This window comes from Xanthomonas arboricola pv. guizotiae, assembly GCF_002940205.1.
Classification (GTDB): Bacteria; Pseudomonadota; Gammaproteobacteria; order Xanthomonadales; family Xanthomonadaceae; genus Xanthomonas; species Xanthomonas arboricola_C.
Window position 1 is genome coordinate 1 of sequence record NZ_MDSK01000051.1, and the last position, 19,831, is coordinate 19,831.

Consider the following 19,831-nt stretch of genomic DNA (forward strand, 5'->3'; position numbering starts at 1 on the left):
AACTGGCATTGGCAGGGTAGTTTTGGTGCGCCAAAATATCCGCTAACTCACTGATGCAATGGATGAAATCCGATCTTGTGAGCTATTTTTACACATATGTCGGCTGAACCCCGTTGCGACAAGCGTCGGAACCCCAAACCACTCATCCTGCCCAGCGACCGCTGGACCGCCGGCATGACCACAGGTCATAGAAAGATGTGCGTGCTCCAGGCCGCTCTCTACCCTCATGGCTGCGCTGTCGCCGGGCGCAGTTGCCCTGCTCTCGGTTGCCCCCTCCTCCGCGGCAGCACACCCTTCGGAGATCACGTCCATGACCAGCCGCGCCACTGAAGATCGGCTTGAATATCGGCGTGACCGAGGCGCAGCTGCATGCACTGGCCCATGCTGGACAAGCGCGTCGGCGCGGCTGCGGGCACACGCGCCAAGGCAGCACTGGCCAAAGCCAGGGCACAGTCAGCCGGCGGCAGGGTACGACGACCGCAGCGCTTGCTGCCGGTGCCACTGCGGCTGCCGGCGGCGGCCTGACCAACCCGGACCATACTGCGATGACACCGATATCCGCGTTGGGTAGCGCAGGTGGCGGCAGCGGCGCGGGAGGCATCAGAATAATCTGCTGTAGGGGAATGCCGATATTTAGATACGGCCTGCAAAAGATCGGCTTGAATATTCCCCCTGCATTCAGCTTGGTGGCAACTCACCGGCAAGCGCGGGCCCAGGAATTATTTGGCGTTCCGAATATCCGCCGTTCCAGCCACCACGTCCCGATGACATTTTTGCGGGAAATGCGAAGAATTGGGCACAATGGCCGGGTTCGCTCACTTTCGGTCAATATAAATCCGGCGGATATATTCGTCTTGCAGCAGGAAATTTAATATAACACCGGTGTCATTGCGATAAAACTCATCCGATCGTACCCGATACGGAAGAGTCCGTTAGAATTGCTGACTTACAGTTGAATCCGCTACAGCGCGTGGGCAATCCACCGACATCTTCGACGCATTTCCTGATTACCTGCGATATTCATCGCATTTAGGATTGCCGCCCCCGGAGATTCGTGACCGCTTATTGTCGCGTCCGCTCTGACATTTCTTTGCAGTCGGGCCTGATAGGGAGTTTTCTAATCTAATTTGGCTATGGATTAATTCGTAAAACCTTATGCGTGATGTTTTTCTCTGAATAGCAACTGTCCGTTCAGGTTTTAGAGTTTACCGATAGCGCCGTTAAACAATCTCGCAAGCACACGGTTCGATGCAGTGGCGCATCACCGTGTTATTCGAGGCGCTTATCCGAGGGGACGGATACGCGGCGGATAAAGTGAATAACGCGTGAAATCCAAGACCACGCCGGTTTTTCCCGGTGCTGGAATCGTCTGCGCCAAATTTTAGAGTTTTGCAGTTGCGGCGCGCTAATTACCGGAATCGACCAACCATGAATCGCTCGCTACTCGCAACCACGATCGCCTCCTGCCTTGTCCTGACTGCCTGTGGTGGCGGTGGCGGTGGCGGTGGCGGCAATGTCCGCAGTGATCCGCCGCAGACCACGGTGGTCGCTCCGACGCCGTCCACTCCTACGACTCCTACGACTCCTACGACGCCGACAACGCCGGACACCACAACCGCCGACCCGTTGCCCAAGACCGCGCCGACGCCGGCACCTGCGCCCGCCCGCTACCAGGACCTGGGCAGCAACCTGCTGGTGCCGACCAATGCGGACCTGGCACAGCAGGCCGGTGCCAGGGGCCAGGGCGTCAAGCTGGCGGTGCTGGACGACAATCTCTATGGCAGCTACGCGCCGATCAGCGGCAAGGTCGATACCTCCACCGATTACACCGACACCCCCGGCACACCGGAGTCGGCGTCGAACGCGCTGCGTGGCCACGGCAGCGTCGTCTCGGCATTGGCAGTGGGCACCGCGCAGGACGGCTTCGCCGGCGGCATCGCACCGGATGCGGACCTGTTCTATGCGCGCATCTGCGCCGAAAACTCCTGCGGTACCCAGCAGACCCGTCGCGCGGCGGTGGACCTGGCGGCAGCCGGCGTGCGCATCGCCAATCTGTCGATCGGTGCCTCGTATGCAGATGCAGCCAGCAGTGCCAATGCCGCACTGGCCTGGAAGTACGCGCTGACCCCGCTGGTGCAGGCCGATGCGCTGATCGTGGCCGCCACCGGCAACGAAGGCGCGGCGGAAGCCTCCTACCCGGCAGCGACGCCAGTGCAGGAAGCCAGCCTGCGCAACAACTGGCTGGCCGTGGGCGCGGTCAACATCGACAGCGCCGGCAATGCCGCCGGCCTGACCAGCTATTCCAACCATTGCGGCGCCGCTGCACAGTGGTGCCTGGTGGCGCCGGGCAGCTACTTCGCACCGGCGTTGGCCGGCACCGAGCTGCAGGGCCAGATCGCCGGCACCTCATTTTCCACGGCCGCTGTAAGCGGCATCGCGGCGCAGGTGCTTGGCGTGTATCCGTGGATGAGCGCCTCCAACCTGCAGCAGACCCTGTTGACCACCGCCACCGACCTGGGCGACCCGGGCGTGGACGCGCTGTATGGCTTCGGCCTGGTCAATGCGGCCAAGGCGATCAAGGGCCCGGGCCAGTTCGCCAGCAACTGGGCGGCAAACGTGACCTCCGGCTACGACAGCACCTTCAGCAATGACATCTCCGGTGCCGGCGGCCTGACCAAGAACGGCACCGGCAGGCTCACGCTCAGCGGCAACAACACCTACACCGGCGGCACCAGCGTCAGCGACGGCGTGCTCGCACTGTCCGGCAGCCTGCGTTCGGATGTCATTGTGCTCAACTCGGCCACGTTCGAATCGCGCGGCGGTGTCATCAATGGCGGCTACAGCCTGGCCAACACCAGCGGCACTACCGCCATCGAATTGGGCAAGGGGCTGACCGTCACCGGCCAGGCCAGCCTGAAGGGCAACCTGCTGTTGCTGCCGGAAGCGGCTGGCTACACCGTCGGCAGCAGCGAGCAGATCGTCAAGGCCGGCACGTTGCAGGGCAGCTTCGACCGGGTGCAGTACGCCAACAACTTCTTCTGGACTGCTTCGCTCGCCTACGACCCCACCACCGTCACCGCCACGTTGACCCGCAATGCCTCCGCTGCCAGCGCGCAGGCGGCCGGTGCGCCGCAGTCGGTGGTCAACGGTGCCACGCAGGCCGATACGCTGGTCAAGGTGCTGGATACGCGTGTGGCCTCCGGCGATACGGATAATCTGGGTGGCCTGATCAGCGCCACCGGCGCGCTGCTGGCCGCCAACGATGCGCAGGTTGCCGCATCGCTGCCGACCCTGGCCGGCCAGGTGCACGGCATCGAGCGCACGCTGGGCTTCCAGTCGGCACTCAACGATGCACGCGTGGCGGCCGATCGCCTGCCCTACCTGGCCGACACCACCACGCTGACCACCTGGATGCAGGGCAGCTATCTGGACGGCGAACTGGGCGGCAAGGGTTTCGACTCGGCCGATTACACCCAGCAGGCCACCACCGTCGGTGTGGATCTGCCGATGGGCAACGCTGGCACCATCGTGGGTGCGGCGCTGAGTTCGGGTCAGGACCGTGCGCACATCGATGCGTCGGCCAGTCGCCTGCGCTCGGACCGTTATGCGATGACCGCGTATCTGTATCAGCCGATCGGCCAGGCCTATGTGTCCGCGATCGGTTCCTACGGCACGAGCAATGTGGACACCGAACGCACGGTGCAGGCCGGCAGCATCGGCGAGCGCCTGCAGGATCGCCGCCACGACACCAACTGGTCGCTGCGTGCCGAAGTCGGCCTGATGCCGCAGGCAGGGCTGTCGCCGTTCATTGCCGCAGGCGTGGTCAGCCAGACCCAGGATGCCTTCAGCGAAGCCTCGGCCACCGGGCTGGGGTTGAGCGCCAACAGCGATACGTTGCGTGCCGGTTACGGCGAGGTGGGTGTGCGCGCTCATCTGGTGCGCGGCAAGTGGGGCTTCGATGGCTTGGTCGCCTACCGTTCGCTGCTCGGCAATCCGGACTCGGACTTCACCGCCTGGTTCACCGGCCTGCCGGAAGCGCGCTTCAACGTGGCCGGCGAGCCGGTGTCCAAGCAGTCGGCGCGTGCGTCGGTGGGCGTGCGTTACCAGCTCAACGATGCCTTCTCCATCTACGGCAACGTGGGTGCCGAGCGCGGGCGTTCCGATGCCAACAGCATCAATGCCAATGTCGGCGTGCGCTGGCAGTTCTGAGCGCGGACGGCACCCGACCGCACTTCGTTCTGACAGCCACTAACGCGATGCAGCCGTGCGCACCAGGCAAAAAAACGCCCCGGCACTGCCGGGGCGTTTCGGTCTGCGCTGGATCAGAAGCTCCAGCCCCAGGTGACCTGGCCGCCGTACGCGGTCTGGCCATCGCCATCGAGTCCCTGCAAGGACAGCGCCATGCGGCTGTTGGGCGAGGTGACCAGGCTGACGCCCAGTTCGCCGACCACCGCGTTCTTGGCCAGCGTGACGCTCTGCACCGAGAACTGCGAGCCGGTGCCGATGAAACCGGCCGACCGCTCCACAGCGCGGTCACCGAACGCATGCCGCCAACCCACCGAGGCATACACCCCGGCCGCCGCACCCAACTGCCAACGCCCGCGTACGCCCACCGTGCTGGTGGTGTACTCGTCCTTGGCGCTGTCCACCGACAGCCCGGCAATGCCGCCGCGCTCGTTGAAGCCGTCGGTCTTAAGGTGCGTGTAGTCCGCCGCGACGAAGGGGCTGTACACCGCATTGCCGGTGCGCAGATTCCAGGCCGCTTCCAGCGACACGGTCACGGCCTTCGCATCGTAGTTGCTGGTCAGCCGCTCTTCGAGCACGCCGGGCAACATCACCCGACGGCTGCTGTCCACGCTGTAGTCCGCATAGTCGACCGCAGCCCGCACTGCGAACGCGGACCAGTCGGCCTGAGCATAGATGCCGGCATGGGTGCCATCGATATCGGAACGATCCAGGGAGTCGCGCGAGCGGGTTTCGATGTCCTGGTTGCCGACCGCGACGCCGACCACGCTGCGCTCGCCGATGCGCCGTTCTGCACCGGCCATGATGCCGTTGTCCTCGCGTCGCACCGAAGCGGTGTTGGCGTCGCCATCGACACGATTGGGCAGGCTACGGCCGGTGATCCAGACCGTGGTGTCGCCCACCTGCGCATCCTGACTGTCGCCACGCAGATGATTGCCGACGCCGCTCAGCAGGAAGCGGCTATCCAGCAATGCGGTGGCCGTGCTGGCATGGCTTTCGCCCGACAGCGAGGCAAACGCCGTGCTGATCGCCTGCGGGTCGTCGGGCAGGCGCACCACCGCCTGGTACACCGGGCTGGTGGTCGGCAAGCCCTCCACGGCAGCCGCGGCAGCCTGCTGGTTGGGCGCGGTGACCGCATCGACCATGGCCGCAGTGTTGCGGCCAAACGACACCGACAACGCCGTGGCACTGGCGCTGACATTCGGCGTGACGAAGGCGTAGTCGGAAACGACGTTGGTGAACTGCCCGGTCAGCCCGCCAGCGGCGTTGATGACCGGTATCTCGGTGAACAACGGCAGGTCTGTCGCACGCACCAGTTGCAGGGTGCTGCCCGGTGCCAGCGTGGCCGCCCCGCCCACGCTGATCGGCGTCACCGTGCCGCCCGCGCCCGGCGTGACCTGCAGGGTGGAGCCATTTCCGAGCGCGGCATTGCCGCCGACGCTGATCGTGCCGGTGCTGCCGCCGATCGCCACGGTGCCACCGGAGGTCAGGCCGCCGATGCTGCCGCTGCCGGTGAGCGTGCCGCCCGGGCCCACCGTGACCGGCCCGCCTAATGCGGCGCCTGGATTGGCAGCATTACCCACACTCAAGGTTCCTGCGGCAATCGTGGTCGGCCCGGTGAAACCACTGCTGTCTGCGGTGACCAGCAAGGTGCCCACACCCTCCTTGAGCAGACTGCCGGTCCCCGACAAGGTCCCTGCGTAGGTGCCATTGGCGGTCTGCTGGAACACCAGCGCGCCGGCGTTGGCGATATTGCCCTGCAGGCTGTCGGTGTCGCCGATCAATGTGCCTGCACCGATCGTGGTGCCACCGAGATAGGCGTTGACCCCATCCAGCGTCAACGCGCCCGCGCCGGTCTTGATCAACGTACCGCTGCCGGTGATATTGCCGGCAAAGGTGCCATCGCCGGCCTGGTCGAACACCAGAATGGCGTTGTCGACGATGTTGCCCTGCAGACTGGTGGTGGTGCCGATCAGGCTGCCGCTGGCAATGGTGGTGCCACCGCTATAGGTATTGGGCGCAACCAGCGTCAACGCACCCGCTCCCTGCTTGACCACACTGCCGGTGCCGCTGACCGCGCCGGCGAACACGCCATCGCTGGCCTGATCGAACACCAGCGTGGCGTTGTCGACGATATTGCCTTGCAGGCTGGTGGTGTTGCCGATCAGGCTGCCGGCGCTGATCACGGTACCGCCGGTATAGGTGTTGGGCCCGAGCAGTTGCAGCGCGCCGGTGCCGGCCTTCTGCAGCGAGCCACTGCCGCTGAGCGTGCCGGCATAGACGCCGCCGGTGTCCTGGTTGAACACCAGTGCCGCGTTGTTGGCGATATCGCCCTGCAGGCTGGTGGTGTCGCCGACCAGGGTACCGGCAGTGATCGTGGTGCCGCCGGTGTACCCGTTGGCACCATTGAGCACCAGTGCGCCCGCACCGTCCTTGATCACGCTGCCGGTGCCGGTGATCGAGCCAGTGAACACGCCATCGGCCACCTGGTTGAACGCCAGCGTGGCGTTGTCGACGATGGCTCCCTGCAGGCTGGCGCTATCGCCGACCAGGCTGCCGGCATTGACCGTCGTGCCACCGGTGTAGCTGTTGCTGCCGTCCAGTGTCAGCGTGCCGGTGTTGGTCTTGATCAAGGCGCCACTGCCGCTGATATCGCCGGCAAGCGTGAGGTCTGCCGGATTGTCGACGCTCAGCGCAGCGCCGAGGACGACCGCATTGCCCACGGTTGCGGCAACAGGGTTGGTCAGCACCGCAGCGCCGACCACCGACAGGCTGCCGGTGCCCAGCGCGTTGTTGCTGCCGATCGACAAGGTGCCATCGCTCAGCGCGGTCCCGCCGGCATAGCTGTTGTTGCCGCTGAGCGTGAGCGTGGAGGCACCGGTCTTGATCACGCTGCCGGCACCGCTGATGGCGCCGGTCAGGGCCAGATCGTTGCTGCCAAGCAGCGTGACCGCACCGTCGAGCACCACCGCATTGTCCACCGTCAATGCCTGGTCGGTATCGAGGCTGGTGCCGGCTGCCGCGGCCAGCGTGCCGGTGCCCAGTGCCTGCGCATCGCCCAGCACCAGCGTGCCGCCGCCGAGCGCGGTGCCGCCGGTGTAGGTGTTGGCGGCGCTCAGCACCAGCGTGCCGGTGTCGAGTTTCTGCAGCGTGCCGGTGCCGCCGATGCCCACATCGATAGTGCCGGTGACGCCAGGGTCGACACGGATGATGGTGGTGGCCGCATTGGCGCTCAATGCACCGCCGCCAGCATCGCTCAGCACATACCCGTCGCTGATGAACTGCATGCCGGTAATGCCTTGCGTGCCCTGCACGCCTACATTGCCCGCGGTGCCGGCGAACACGGCAAAATTGTTCTGCCAGTCGCTGTTGCTCAGCCCATCGATCGAGGTCCAGTTGGTGGGGCCTGCGGCCCAGACGCCTGCGCCGCCATCGATGCTGCCATTGGCAATGGTCTGCGCACCGTCCCAGAACTGCACGTTGCTGCCGGGCGCCAGCAGCACCACGTTGACCTGCTGGGCCAGCGCAGTCTGCAACGTCAGCTGGGTGGGATCGATCGTACCGGGCAACGTGCCGATGCCCAGGCCGTTGTCGGTCAAGCCACCGCTGTAGTCGATCAGGCGATACACACCGGTGCCGAACCCGCCGATGTCGGTGATGTTGAGCGTGCCGCCCAGGGCGAGGTCGCCATTGACCGCCAACACGCCGGTCTGGCTGGGGATGCCCAGGAACGCGTCCAGCGTGGCAGTGGGAGCCAGGCTCAGGCTGCCAGTGGTCAGCGTTGCGCCACTGGTCACCACCAGGCGGCCACCGTCGTTCACCGTGACCGCCGCATCGACCACGCCGCTGCCGCTCAAGCTGGCACCGCTGCCCACGGTCAGGCCGCCTGCACTGGCCAGCGTGCCATCCACGTCCAGCGTGCCGGCGGTGACCTGGGTGGTGCCGCCGAGCGCGCTGGTGCCGGTGAGCTGCAAGGTGCCGGTGCCGACCTTGTCCAGATTGCCTGCATCGCTCAGGCTGCCGGCAAAAGTACTGCCGACGTTGTTGGCGCCAAGCTGCAGCGTGGTGCCGCCCAGCACCGCGACGTTGCCCTGCCCGGTTACTGCGCCCAGGGACGCATTGCTGCCGAGCGAGAGCCCGGCACCTGCGGCCACATCCACGACGCTGGTGTTGCCCAACGCGCCGGGGGCGGCGGTGGCGAGCACGCCGGCCTGCACCGACACCGGGCCGGTGAACGTGTTGCCGCCGGACAAGGTCAAGGTGCCCAGGCCCGTCTTGGTCAACGCACCCGCGCCACTCAGCACCCCGGTCAGGCCCAGATCGTCCGCGCTGGCAATGGTCAGATCGGCACCGAGATTGACCGCATTGCCCAGTGCCAGCGCAATCGCGTTGCTCAAAGTGGCATTGCCCAGCACCGACAGGCTGCCGACACCGAGCGCGGTGTTGCTGCCAACCGCCAGGGTGCCTGCGTTCAACACGCTGCCGCCGACGTAGCTGTTGGCGCCGTCGAGCGTGAGCGTGGACGCGCCGTTCTTGATCAGACTGCCCGCGCCGCTGATCGGGCCGGACAGGCGCAGGTCGTTGCTGCCGACCAGGTTGACCGCGCCATCGAACACCACCGCATTGCCGACCGCCAATGCCTGGTTGCTATCGAGGTTGGTGCCGCTTGCTGCGGTCAGGGTGCCGGTGCCCAGTGCCTGCGCGTCGCCCAGCACCAGGGTGCCGCCGCTGAGTGCAGTGCCGCCTGTATAGCCGTTGGCCGCATCGAGCACCAGCGTGCCGGTGTCGAGTTTTTCCACGCCACCGCTGCCGGACAGCGCGACATCAATGCTGGCGGTTGCACCCGGGTCCACCCGGATCGCAGTCAACGTGGCGGTCACGGCCAGCCCACCCGCACCGGCGTCGGTCAACTGGTAGCCATCGGTGACGAACTGCAGGCCGCCGATACCCTGCGTCCCCACCACGCCTACCGTGGCTGCGCTACCGGCAAAGACCGCAAAATCGCCTTGCCAGGCGCTGTTGGCCGTGCCGTCCTGGTTGGTCCAGTTGGTCGCCGCACCCCAGGTCCCTGCACCGCCATCGACGGTGCCGTTGGCGGTGGTCTGCGCGCCATCCCAGAACTGCACGATGCTGCCCGGCGCCGTCACCACCAGGTTGAGTTGCTGGCCGATGGCGGTCTGCAGTGCGAGCTGGCTGAGATCCACGCTGCCCGGAAACAGGCCGATCGCCAGGCCGTTGTTGGTGAGCAGGCCGGTGTAGTCGATCAGGCGGTACACACCCGTGCCGAACCCACCGATGTCGGTGATGTTGAGCGTGCCGTCCAGGGTGAGGTCGCCATTGACCGCGAGCAGCCGCGTATTGCTCGGCGCTGCCAGTGCGACATCCACAAACGCACCCGGTGCCAGGGTCAGGCCGCCCACGCTGAGCGAGGAGCCACTGGTCAATGCGAGCCGGCCACCGTCGGCGATGGTCACATTGCTGCCCACGTTGCCGGTGGTGCCGGTGCCGGTCAGCGTGCCGCCCAGCGCCACGTTCAATGCGCTGGTGCCCAGGTTGCCGATCACATCCAGGGTGCCGCCGCTGACCTGGGTGGCACCGCCGATCGCGCTGTTGCCGAGCAGGCGCACCGTGCCGGCGCCGACCTTGTCCAGATTGCCGCCACCGCCCAGGCTGCCGGCAAAATCGCCACCGCCCAACTGCAGCGTGCCGCCGGCATCGGTAGTGACGTTGCCGGCGCCGCTGAGCGCGCCGATCAGGCCGCCGTTGCTGAGATTCAGCACCGCCCCTGCAGCGACATCGACATTGCTGGCGTTGCCAAGCGACGCGGCGGTGCCCGCAACCAGCGTGCCGGCCTGGATCGCCAGCGGGCCGGTGTAGGTGTTGCTGCCATTCAAGGTCAGGGTGCCGGCACCGGTCTTGATCAGGTCGCCTGTACCGCTGATGCTGCCGCTGACCAGCATGTCCGCAGCGTTGTCCACGCTGAGCGCTGCGCCAAGCGCGATGTCGTTGCCCAGCGCCACTGCAATCGCGTTGCTCAGCGCCGCATTGCCGACCACCGACAGGCTGCCGGTGCCGAGTGCGTCGTTGGCGCCGACCGCAATGGTGCCGGCCGTCAACGTGGTGCCACCGCTATAGCTGTTGCCCGCGTTGAGCGACAACGTGGTGGCGCCATTCTTGATCAGGCTGCCGCTGCCGGTGATGGCACCGTTCAAGCCGAGATCGTTGCTGCCGACCAGCGTGAGCTGATCGTTCAACTGCACCGCGTTGCCCAGCGTCAGCGCGGCAGCGGCATCTAGTTCGGCAGGGCCGCCGACCAGCAACGCACCCACGCCCAGCGCAGCGTCGTTGCCAAGCACCACACGCCCCGCATCCAGCGCAACGCCGCCGCTGAAGGTATTGGCATTGGCCAAGGTCAGCGTGGCAGCGCCTTGCTTGTCGAGACTGCCGATACCGCTGACGACCCCATTGAGCGTGATGTCCTGCGTGCCAGGCAAAGTGAGTGCGCCATTCAACGCAAGTGCATTGCCCAGCGTCACCGCGCTGCTGGCATCCAGTGTGGTGCCCGCGGCGGCGCTCAGTGTGCCCAAGCCCAGTGCCGTGTCGCTGCCGACCACCACTGCGCCGCCCTGCAGTTGCAGTCCGCCCGCCCAGGTGTTGTTGCCATTGAGCGTGAGCGTTTGCGTGCCGTTCTTGATCAGGCGACCGGCGCCGTCGACCACGCCATCGAGGGTGAGGTTCTGGCCATCGATGGCGAGTTGGCCGGCGACATTGACCGCGTTCTGCAAGGTCACCGCCGTGCTGGCAGTGAGCTGTGTGCCATCGGCAGCCGTGAGCGCGCCGGTGCCGAGTGCGCTGTCGCTGCCGACCACCAGGATGCCGGTGTCGAGCGAGGTGCCGCCGGTATGGACATTGTTGCCGGTGAGGGTCAGCGCACCGGCGCCCTGCTTGATCAGGCTGCCTGCGCCACTGACGATGCCGGTGACGCCCAGGTCGTTGTTGCCGGTGAGCGAGAGCGCACCGTTCAGGACGACGTTGTTGCCGATCGTGGTCGCGGCGGTGGCCTGCAGCTGCGTGCCATCGGCAGCGGTCAGCGCCCCGGTGCCCAGGGCTGCGCCGTCGCCGATCAGCAGCGCGCCTGCATTGAGATCCACGCCACCGGCAAAACTGTTCGGTCCAGCCAGCGTCACTGCGGCATTGCCGTTCTTGACGACGCCCCCCGCACCACTGACCGCACCGGTGAGGGTGAGATCCTGGCTGCCGCCGAGCTGCAGGTCCGCTTCCAGCGCCACGTTGTTGGCGAGCACGCGTGCGGCGGTGCTGTCGAGCAGCCCGCCGCCGACGGTCAGGGTGCCCAGCCCCAAGGCCGTGTCGCTGCCCAGGATCAGGCTACCTGCATTCAGGCGCGTGCCGCCGGTATGGCTGTTATTGCCGGCCAGGGTCAGGCTGGCCGGGCCCAGCTTGTCCAGGCTGCCCGCACCGGTGATGGCGCCGTTGAGCGTGAGCGCGTTGCTGCCACCCACGTTGACCAGGCCTGCCAATGCAATGGCATTGGCCAGCGTGCTGACGGTCGCATTGTCCAGGGTGGTACCGGCCGCTGCGCTCAGCGCGCCAACACCGAGCGCGGTGTCGCTGCCCACCGTCAGTGTGCCGGCGCTGAGCGTGGTGCCGCCGCTGTACTGATTGTTGCCGCTCAGCGTGAGGCCGCCGCTGCCGGACTTGATCAGGCTCCCGGTGCCACCGATCGCGCCACTCAGTGTCAGTGCTTGCGCCCCGCTGAGTGTCAGCGCACCTGGAGTCAACGCGATCGCGTTGCTCAGCGAGGTGGCCGCCGTGTTTTGCAGGGCCGCATTGCCGGTGACGTTCAACGCACCGGTGCCCAGCGCGGTGCCGCTGGCCACCTGCAAGGTGCCGGCATTGAGGTTGGTGCCGCCGGCATAGGTGTTCAGGCCGCCCAGGGTCAAGCTGCCGGTGCCGAGCTTGTTCAACGCACCGCTGCCGCCAATGGCGCCGGTCAGGTTCAAGGCATTGCCGCTGCTGCCCACGCCCAAGGTACCGGTGAGTGCAAGCGTGTTGCCCAGGGTTGCCGCAGCGGTGGCATCCAGTTCGCCGCCGCTTGCGGTCAGGGTGCCGGTGCCCAGTGCCGCGTTCGCGCCCACCACCAGGCGCCCGGTACTCAAGCTGGTGCCGCCGGTGTAGGTGTTGTTACCGGTCAGGGTGAGGTCGCCCGCCCCGCTCTTGATCAGGCTGCCGCCACCGCTGATGGCACCGCTCGCTGTCAGCGCCTGCGCGCCGGTCCAGTTCAAGGGCCCGCCGAGCCTGATGCCGTTGGCTACCGTCAGTGGCGCACTGCTGCTGAGGCTGGATGCGCCGGTGACATTCAAGCCACCGGTGCCCAGTGCCGAGCCAGTGCCCAGTTGCAAGGTGCCCGATGCCAACGTGGTTCCGCCGGTGAAGGTGTTGACGCCGTTGAGCGCAAGCGTGCCGGTGCCGGTCTTGTTGACCCCACCTGCGCCGGCAAGCGTGCCGCTCAGGGTCAACGCGTTGCCGCTGGCACCCAGGCCCAGCGTATTGGTCAAGGCAACATTGTTGGCCAGGCTCAGCGGAGCGCCGGTGTCCAGCTGCCCACCGGCGGCTGTCACCGTACCCGTTCCGAGCGCGGTGTTGGTTTCGATCCGCAGCGTCCCCGCTGCCAGCGTCGTGCCGCCTGCATAGGTGTTGCTGCCGCCCAGGGTGAGCGTGCCGGTACCGATCTTGTTCAATGCCCCCGCGCCGCTGATGCCGCCACCAAGCCGCAGGTTGTTGGCACCGCCGATGCCGATGAAGTCGTTGAGCACGAACGCGTTCGGCAAGTCGACCGCAGCGCTGGAAAATACGCTGCCGGCAGATACGTTGACGGTGCCTGTTCCCAGTGCGCTGTTGGTGCCCACCGTCACTGCGCCGCCGAGCAGGTTGACGCCACCGCTGAAGGTATTGCTGCCAGTCAAGCCCAATGCAGCGGTCCCGGTCTTGGTCAGCGCGCCAGTGCCGGTGATGGGGCTGGCAACGGTCAGCGCATTGGCGCCCTGCAAGGTCAAGCCACCTGCCCCCACTGCGATGCCGCCGGCGGGCGACAGGCTCAGGCCGGCGGCTGTCGCCTCCAGCGCACCGCCGTTGGCGGTGATGGCAGTGCCTAGCTGCGCAGGATTGGCGAACTGCAGTACGCCGCCGTTGAGCGCGCTACTGCCGAAGTTGCTTCCGCCCCCCACCGACCAGGTGCCGCTGTTGACGCGCAGGCTGCCGAAATTGATGTACTGCGCCGTGCTGAGCGTGCCGACGCCGGTGCTGCCACTGCCGGTTCCGGTGGCCGAATTCTGCAGAATCAGCGTATTGGTGCCGCCTGCGCCGCCATCCACCACACCGGTCTGCGCAAAGCTCAGCAAGCCGCCCGGCCCAAGCAGTTCGAGCGCCAGCCCGCCGCCGCTGTTGACGCTGCCGCCGGTCACCGCAGTGAAGCTGTTGGTGCTGCCCGCCCCCATCGACACGCTGCCGTTGATGGTGCCGGCGTTGACGAAGCTGTTGCCGGTGGCCGAGCTCTGGAAGCCGACGCGCCCGTTGACGGTGCCGGTATTGACCGCATTGACGGTACCGCCGCCGCTGACCGCAATCACCGGTGTATCCACGCTCAGGACCGACAGGTTCAACAACGGCCGGCTATCGATCAGGCCGGCATTGTTGATCTGTACGACGCCGTTGCTGGCCGAGGTGATGCCGAGCGCCATGCCGTCGAGGTTGAGCAGGTTCGCCCCCAGCAGGCCACCGCTGCCGTAAATCGCGCCGCTGGCGAGGTTGTTGGCGGTCACCGCGGTGGAACTGGCGTTGCCCATGGTCACGCCGGTGCTCAACACCGACAACAGGCCGAGCACCGAGGGATCGATCGTGCCGCTGTTGTTGAGCGTGGCATTGGTGCCGCTGAGCGCAATGGCGGTGCCGCCCAGCAGCCCGGCGGTCATCTGCGTACCTGCCGCAACGTTGACGGTCAGGTTGTTTGCGCCGCTTGCGAAGCTGTTGCTGGTGATCGGCAGCCCCGTGCAGGTGACGGTTGCACCCGCCGCAGGGACCGCAGGTGTGCATGCCCCCCAGGCCAGCATCGGTGCGGCGGCTCCCACCGCCAGAACGGCCAGGCGCGACACACTGCGGCGGGTTGCCCCGGGCTTGCGCCGCCGACGTACCAGCTCGTGCGTCACCACCCAATTGCCAATCGCCGCGTTCCAGACCAGCGCAAATGCACGATTCATTTAATTCCCCTGTATCGCCGTGCAGAGACTCACGCACACAGACACGCGCTCTCCAACAGCAGAAAGTTGATTTACTGTCGAGTCGGTTTAAAACAGCTTATGCCGTAACAACCGCTATCGCCTACGGACGAGGACGTTTAATACCATTCCCTGCGAAGAATGTTGGGAGATTAATAGGCAAAGCACCATAGTTGAAACTGTGCTGAATATCACTAACCAAGAAACTATCCTGGAAACACGTCGAAACTGTCGACTGGTTTGCTCGTGCCCGCCACGTTATTTTTGCCACCTCATGTGGCGGGCGCCACACCGCATGCGCGGCCTGCATCAGGAGAAAAACGTGCATTATTCAGCGATAAATCGCAATATGATTGGATGAGTTCGAATAATCCAAGGCGATCCCGGCGATAAATTCGATGCGGGCGAGCCGAACCGGTTCACCTCGATATCCTGCCCGCAATGCTGCGCTGCAGGCAGAAGATCCATGCCGTGCTGGCGCCCGCCGTCATTTCCATGAGTTCGCTTTCACAATTAATACCAAATTCAGCTGTCGACACCGATAACTGGCCGGGGTACTTGTGCGGGGCTGCTCCGTCGCTCCAGTTTATTGTCGTGCCGACAGGGTGCGGGATTTTATTGGATGAGCCGGTTTATCCGGACGGGTTTTACCGGCCGCCCATCGTCACCTGTCGATGACCGCGGTTTGTTTCTAGTAGCCATGCAGTGTGTGATCTTCAACACGGAACCCGACGACATGACGCTCGCTTTGGACTCCAAACGGCAGCAACAGCAGTCCGACTGGTCGGGCGTGCCGATCGACCTGGGCGGCATGGAGCCGCTCGATCAGATCGCGCGTCTGCTATGTCATGCGCTGGTTGCACCTGCGGCCGCACTGATCATCGTCGAGGGCGGCCGCGTGCGCGTGCTGGCGGCGCGCGGCATCAGTGCCGCCCACGTCGAGCAGGCCATCGACTTGTGCCGGCATGCGTCTGCAGCGCGCAATGGCGTAACGGAACTGATCGAGCCCGCCGCGCTTGCCCCGATCCAGCTGGGCGACGCCGCCTTCCCGGGCTTGCCGGCGCGCTTTATCGCATGTGTTCCGGTGGGTGCACCGCAGATCGGCGTCTCCGGCACCCTGTGCGTGATCGATACGCGCGAGCGTCGCCTGGCCAGCCAGGAACACCAACAGCTGCTGATGTTCGCCAACGTGGCTGCGGCGCAGCTGGAACTGCAGTTCGGCGCCGGGCGGCGCGAGCCGCACAGCGGGCTGCTCAACGCACGCCAGCTGCAGTCGGACCTGGACGCCCTCGCCTTCGACAGTCATTGCGTTCCGACCATCGCCGCCTTCATCGAGGTCTACGACACCGAGGCGGCCAATGAAGCACGTCAGGCACTGGGCATGCAGCCGCTGGAAGAACTGGTGCGCCACGCCAGCTACCTGCTGACACGCGCGCTGCGCGGCAAGGCCACCGTCTATCACGTGGCATCGATGCGTTTTGCGTTTTTCCTGTTGAACTCCGCGCCCGACGAGATGGAAGACCTGTTGCTCGATCTGCGCGACATGCTGCATGCGCCGATGGACGCAGCCGGCATCCCGATGTCGTTGACCTTTCACGCCGGCGTCGTGCGCTTTGCACCGCAACAGCCGGACACCAACGACGTCATGCGCAAGGGGCTGGTGGCACTGGGCGATGCGATCAGCAATCACGCCATCGTGTGCTGGTACAACGCCTCCCACGACGATGCGCTCCAACGTTCGTACCGGTTGGCGCTGGATGCCGAAAAGGCGTTGGAAGCGGGCGATTTCCGCCTGGTCTTCCAGCCCCGGATCGACCTCGAAGACCTGTCGGTGATCGGCTTCGAGGCGCTGCTGCGCTGGCGGCATGCCAGCCTTGGCCCGATCGGTCCGGATGAATTCATCCCCTTGTTCGAAAAGACCGCCTTGATGTGCACCGTCACCAACTGGGTGATCGAGAACGCGTTGCTGCAATTGGCCGGCTGGCGTGCGCAGGGGCTGGATTTCGCCATCTCGATCAATCTGTCCTCGCGCGATTTCGGCAACCGCAATCTCGCCGCAGACCTCATTCATCGCTGCAGGGAACTGGCCATCCCTCCCCACCGCATCGAGCTGGAAATCACCGAGGGACGCTGGCTGCGCAGCAATGTGGACGCGGTGCCCCGGTTGCGCGCGTTGCGCGATGCCGGGGTCAGTGTGGCCATCGACGACTTCGGAACCGGCTACAGCAATTTCGGTTACCTCACCGAGCTGCCGGTCAACGTGCTCAAGCTCGATCGCTCGCTGGTGACCGGCATCGCCACCAAGGCCGGCATGCAGCTGCGCGCCGAGGCGGTGGTACGCCTGGCCAGCGCGCTGGGATATCGCACCGTGGCAGAAGGTATCGAACACGCCGACGAAATCGCGCTGCTGCGCAGTTGGGGATGCGATGAAGCGCAGGGCTATCTGCTGGCCAGGCCGATGGAGGCAGAGCTGGTGGCGGCCTATGTGGCAGGTGCCGTGGCCGAGCAACGCTTGCCGTAATGCGCCTTGCCGCAGGCGCAGCACGCGCGTGCACCGCCCTTGATCGATGCGCGCTGCACCGCCCGCGCCTCCTGCAGCGATACGCAGCGCGCAGGCTGCGTTGCCGCGCGGCGATCAACTCAGATCGTGCAAGTCCTTGTCCAGCGGCGGACCCAGCATCCAGTCGGAAAAACGCACCTTCAGCCCGGCACGCTCCGGCGTGCAGCACATCGGCCCGACCTGGTAGGTGGCGGCGACAGGAAACGGGCAAAGCCGCACCAGCGGCCAGGTCCGGCCATCGGCCGATACCTGCAGGCGTAAAACGCCGTCGGCAACGGTGGCGCGTATCCAGAAATCCGTGGGGTCGGCCTCGTAGGGACCGGTCGCCAATCCGAGACCGGGTTGGTCAACACACTGCTGAGCATGGCGCGGGCATCGCTCAGTTCGATGCCCGCCTTGACCCACCGCTGCTCATCCACGCGCACCATGATGCCGGCCTGATCGTAGAGCGATGCGTACTGCGCGCGCACCCGCACCTGCGCGGTGAAGCGCGCTGCATTGGTGATACCGAGAAAATGCCCGCTATCGCGCGTGAATCCGTAATGCGTCCTGCGCCAGAAATCGGTGGCCTTGTCGGTGACCACATCCAGCGTGCCGCCGCTGATTGCAACGGTCCGCGGTCGATTGAGCCAGCTGCCGTCCTGCCACTGCGTGTCCTGCGCCATCGTATTCTCCGTGTCGGGTTGCCTGGCAAGCACACCACCGCTGACGGCCATTCCCATCGCGCCGCCCAGCAGGCGCCTGCGTGCACCGTCTATCGCATCGTGAGTCATCCGATGTCGTCCACGCAGGTGAGTAACCGCATAGTCTAGCCGTGCGGTCGGTCAAAACGCGCAGGCCTGGGCAGTGCTGCAGATGGCTGGCGTCGCCGCGACGGCGGCGTCGATGCGGCGCCAGCCCAGGCTGTCAGCGGTGTGCAAGCGCATAGTCCAGCCCCGCGCAAATGGCCGCCACCTGCGCGGCGTTGCACTGTGCAGGCGTCGCGCGCGGGCTGTCCGGATACACCTCGGTGGTGGTGCGATAGCGCGCGTCGGTGACGCCCGCACACAGGCCCAGACGCCGCACCGGGTAATTGATGACGCCATGGGCGACCATCGCTGCGCCGATGATCTGGCCGTTCGCGTCGGCAGGTGCGATATGGGTGACCTCGGCGACCGCGGCAATGATGGCCTGCTGAAAGTGCGGCTGCGGATCTTCGCTATCGCCCACCAGGTAGAACCCATCCGGAATGTCGCCCGGTACGAAATCGACGCCGTCCCGTGCGGCCAGGGCCGGGCGAAATTCGGTTTCGTCGCTGTCGGTGGTTTCGTGCAGATCGATATGCACCAGCATCTGCCCAGCCACTGTGGCGACCAGCTGCATCAATGCCGCCGACTCGGCGGCCGGGCTGTCCTGGCGAAACGCGCGATTGGGGTCGATGGCGTCGGCATTCCAGCGCTGGACCCGCTCGTAGCCCCAGGGATTGACGCAAGGCGCCACCAGCAGATTGAGCTTGTCTGCATAGGCTGCGCCGCATTGCTGCAGGAACTGCAGCGCGCCCTGCACGCCGCTGGTTTCATAGCCGTGGACGCCACCGGTCACCAGCGCGCAAGGCAAGCCGGCGTCCCACGCCGCGCTGCGCAGCGCGATCAGCGGGTACTGCTCGGCTGCCGCCTGGATCGTTCCGTACTGCACGCGCTCGTAGAGGGTCGGCAGGGATTCGTGTAAAAAACAGCCAAAAATGAGCTAACTTTTTGTCGGAAAAGGGTTTTCGAGAAGTTCTACCGCCCCACCGCCCCTCTGCACAGGCCTCGCGCTGAATTGGAATTTGACCGACTCGACGCGGTGGGTAGCCTCCTCTAGCGCGTGGCCGTACTGGTCGTGGACGTGGCCCCGCCGATCATGACGCCTGCGGCGGCATCGACCCCATAGCAGCCTCGCACACCGACCTCCCCCCATCTCCCGGATCCACATTCCACTGAATAACGTGGTGTTTACACACGGCAGCACATTTACCCACGAGGTCCAGGCACGTTGTTTAGTTTTCAGCTTCGCCCGATCACCAGGCACAGTTTCGCCAGTCCAAAGAGTTTTTCGCTTGGCGAAAGCAGGTTTACGCTTTTCGTGAGAAGTTAGCAGCCCGCACTCTCAAGTTAGGAGTTCTTATATGGGATGCTTCAACGTCACAGGTGCCAGTGGGAAGGCAAGCGAATATGTTGTCGAGCAACACGCTGGTCGGACCACGAATGAGCAAGCGACGCAAGAGTCGGCGACTCATCGGGAGACACAGGGTGTATTGCAAGGATTGAAGAGGCAAAGCTCGATTAGGAGTCAATCCGATACTGAAGATGATGTGCAGTTTGCCGTGTCGCAAGCGCGAGCGGGAGGGCGCTTCCGTCCAGGTCCGCTACCTGAGCAGAAGGAACTGATCGCGCCCAAGCCCGGTAATGAATAGATTGCGGTCAAAAGTGCCCGCAGGAGTTTGTGAAAAATGCTTGGCTCGACGTCCCCCGCCCTGAGTACAGACTGGGTTTAGAGTCTTGGACTGATGTGACCCACCCGCATGGTTGGGTCCAGCACCGGTTACTGGCTCTGCTCGCCCAGCTTGATACGCCCAGGGTTTCCTAGACATCTCAAGGCCATGGAAAATGGCTGATTCGGAGGTGTCCATGAGCAGTAAGCGGTATACGGATGAGTTCAAGATCGAGGCGGTCCGGCAAGTGACCGATCGTGGGTTCAAGGTGGCAGAGGTCGC

Annotated in this window: 5 protein-coding genes and 2 pseudogenes; 4 read left to right on the forward strand and 3 right to left on the reverse strand. The window is 65.3% G+C overall.

Annotation, left to right across the window (positions count from 1 at the left end):
- Window positions 1-338: 338 nt before the first annotated feature.
- Both XarbCFBP7408_RS22525 and XarbCFBP7408_RS20405 read left to right on the forward strand, forming a co-directional pair.
- The gene (locus XarbCFBP7408_RS22525; RefSeq protein ID WP_146093801.1) at window positions 339-872 is read left to right on the forward strand and encodes a hypothetical protein; all 534 of its coding nucleotides are present in this window, start codon (window positions 339-341) and stop codon (window positions 870-872) included.
- Window positions 873-1,428: 556 nt separating this feature from the next.
- A complete protein-coding gene (locus tag XarbCFBP7408_RS20405; RefSeq protein ID WP_104564494.1) occupies window positions 1,429-4,209 on the forward strand; it encodes a S8 family serine peptidase in 2,781 nt (926 codons plus the stop codon).
- Window positions 4,210-4,322: 113 nt separating this feature from the next.
- On the opposite strand, the gene XarbCFBP7408_RS20410 is transcribed toward XarbCFBP7408_RS20405, so the two are convergent.
- Window positions 4,323-14,519 (reverse strand): autotransporter-associated beta strand repeat-containing protein, encoded by a 10,197-nt coding sequence (locus XarbCFBP7408_RS20410; RefSeq protein ID WP_104564495.1) that lies wholly within the window; start codon window positions 14,517-14,519, stop codon window positions 4,323-4,325.
- 727 nt (window positions 14,520-15,246) lie between these two features.
- Between XarbCFBP7408_RS20410 and XarbCFBP7408_RS20415 the strand changes: the two genes are divergently transcribed.
- A complete protein-coding gene (locus XarbCFBP7408_RS20415) occupies window positions 15,247-17,058 on the forward strand; it encodes an EAL domain-containing protein (protein ID WP_104564496.1) in 1,812 nt (603 codons plus the stop codon).
- A 114-nt stretch (window positions 17,059-17,172) separates the two neighbouring features.
- On the opposite strand, the pseudogene XarbCFBP7408_RS20420 reads toward XarbCFBP7408_RS20415, so the two are convergent.
- Together XarbCFBP7408_RS20420 and XarbCFBP7408_RS20425 are read right to left on the reverse strand one after the other, a co-directional pair.
- Window positions 17,173-17,870, reverse strand: a pseudogene (locus XarbCFBP7408_RS20420) (DUF1349 domain-containing protein).
- A 133-nt stretch (window positions 17,871-18,003) separates the two neighbouring features.
- Window positions 18,004-18,783 (reverse strand): annotated as a pseudogene (locus XarbCFBP7408_RS20425) (M14 family metallopeptidase); the annotation flags it as partial.
- A 962-nt stretch (window positions 18,784-19,745) separates the two neighbouring features.
- On the opposite strand from XarbCFBP7408_RS20425, the gene XarbCFBP7408_RS22530 reads away from it, so the two are divergent.
- On the forward strand, window positions 19,746-19,831 hold an 86-nt coding region (locus tag XarbCFBP7408_RS22530; protein ID WP_146093739.1), incomplete at its 3' end, for a transposase.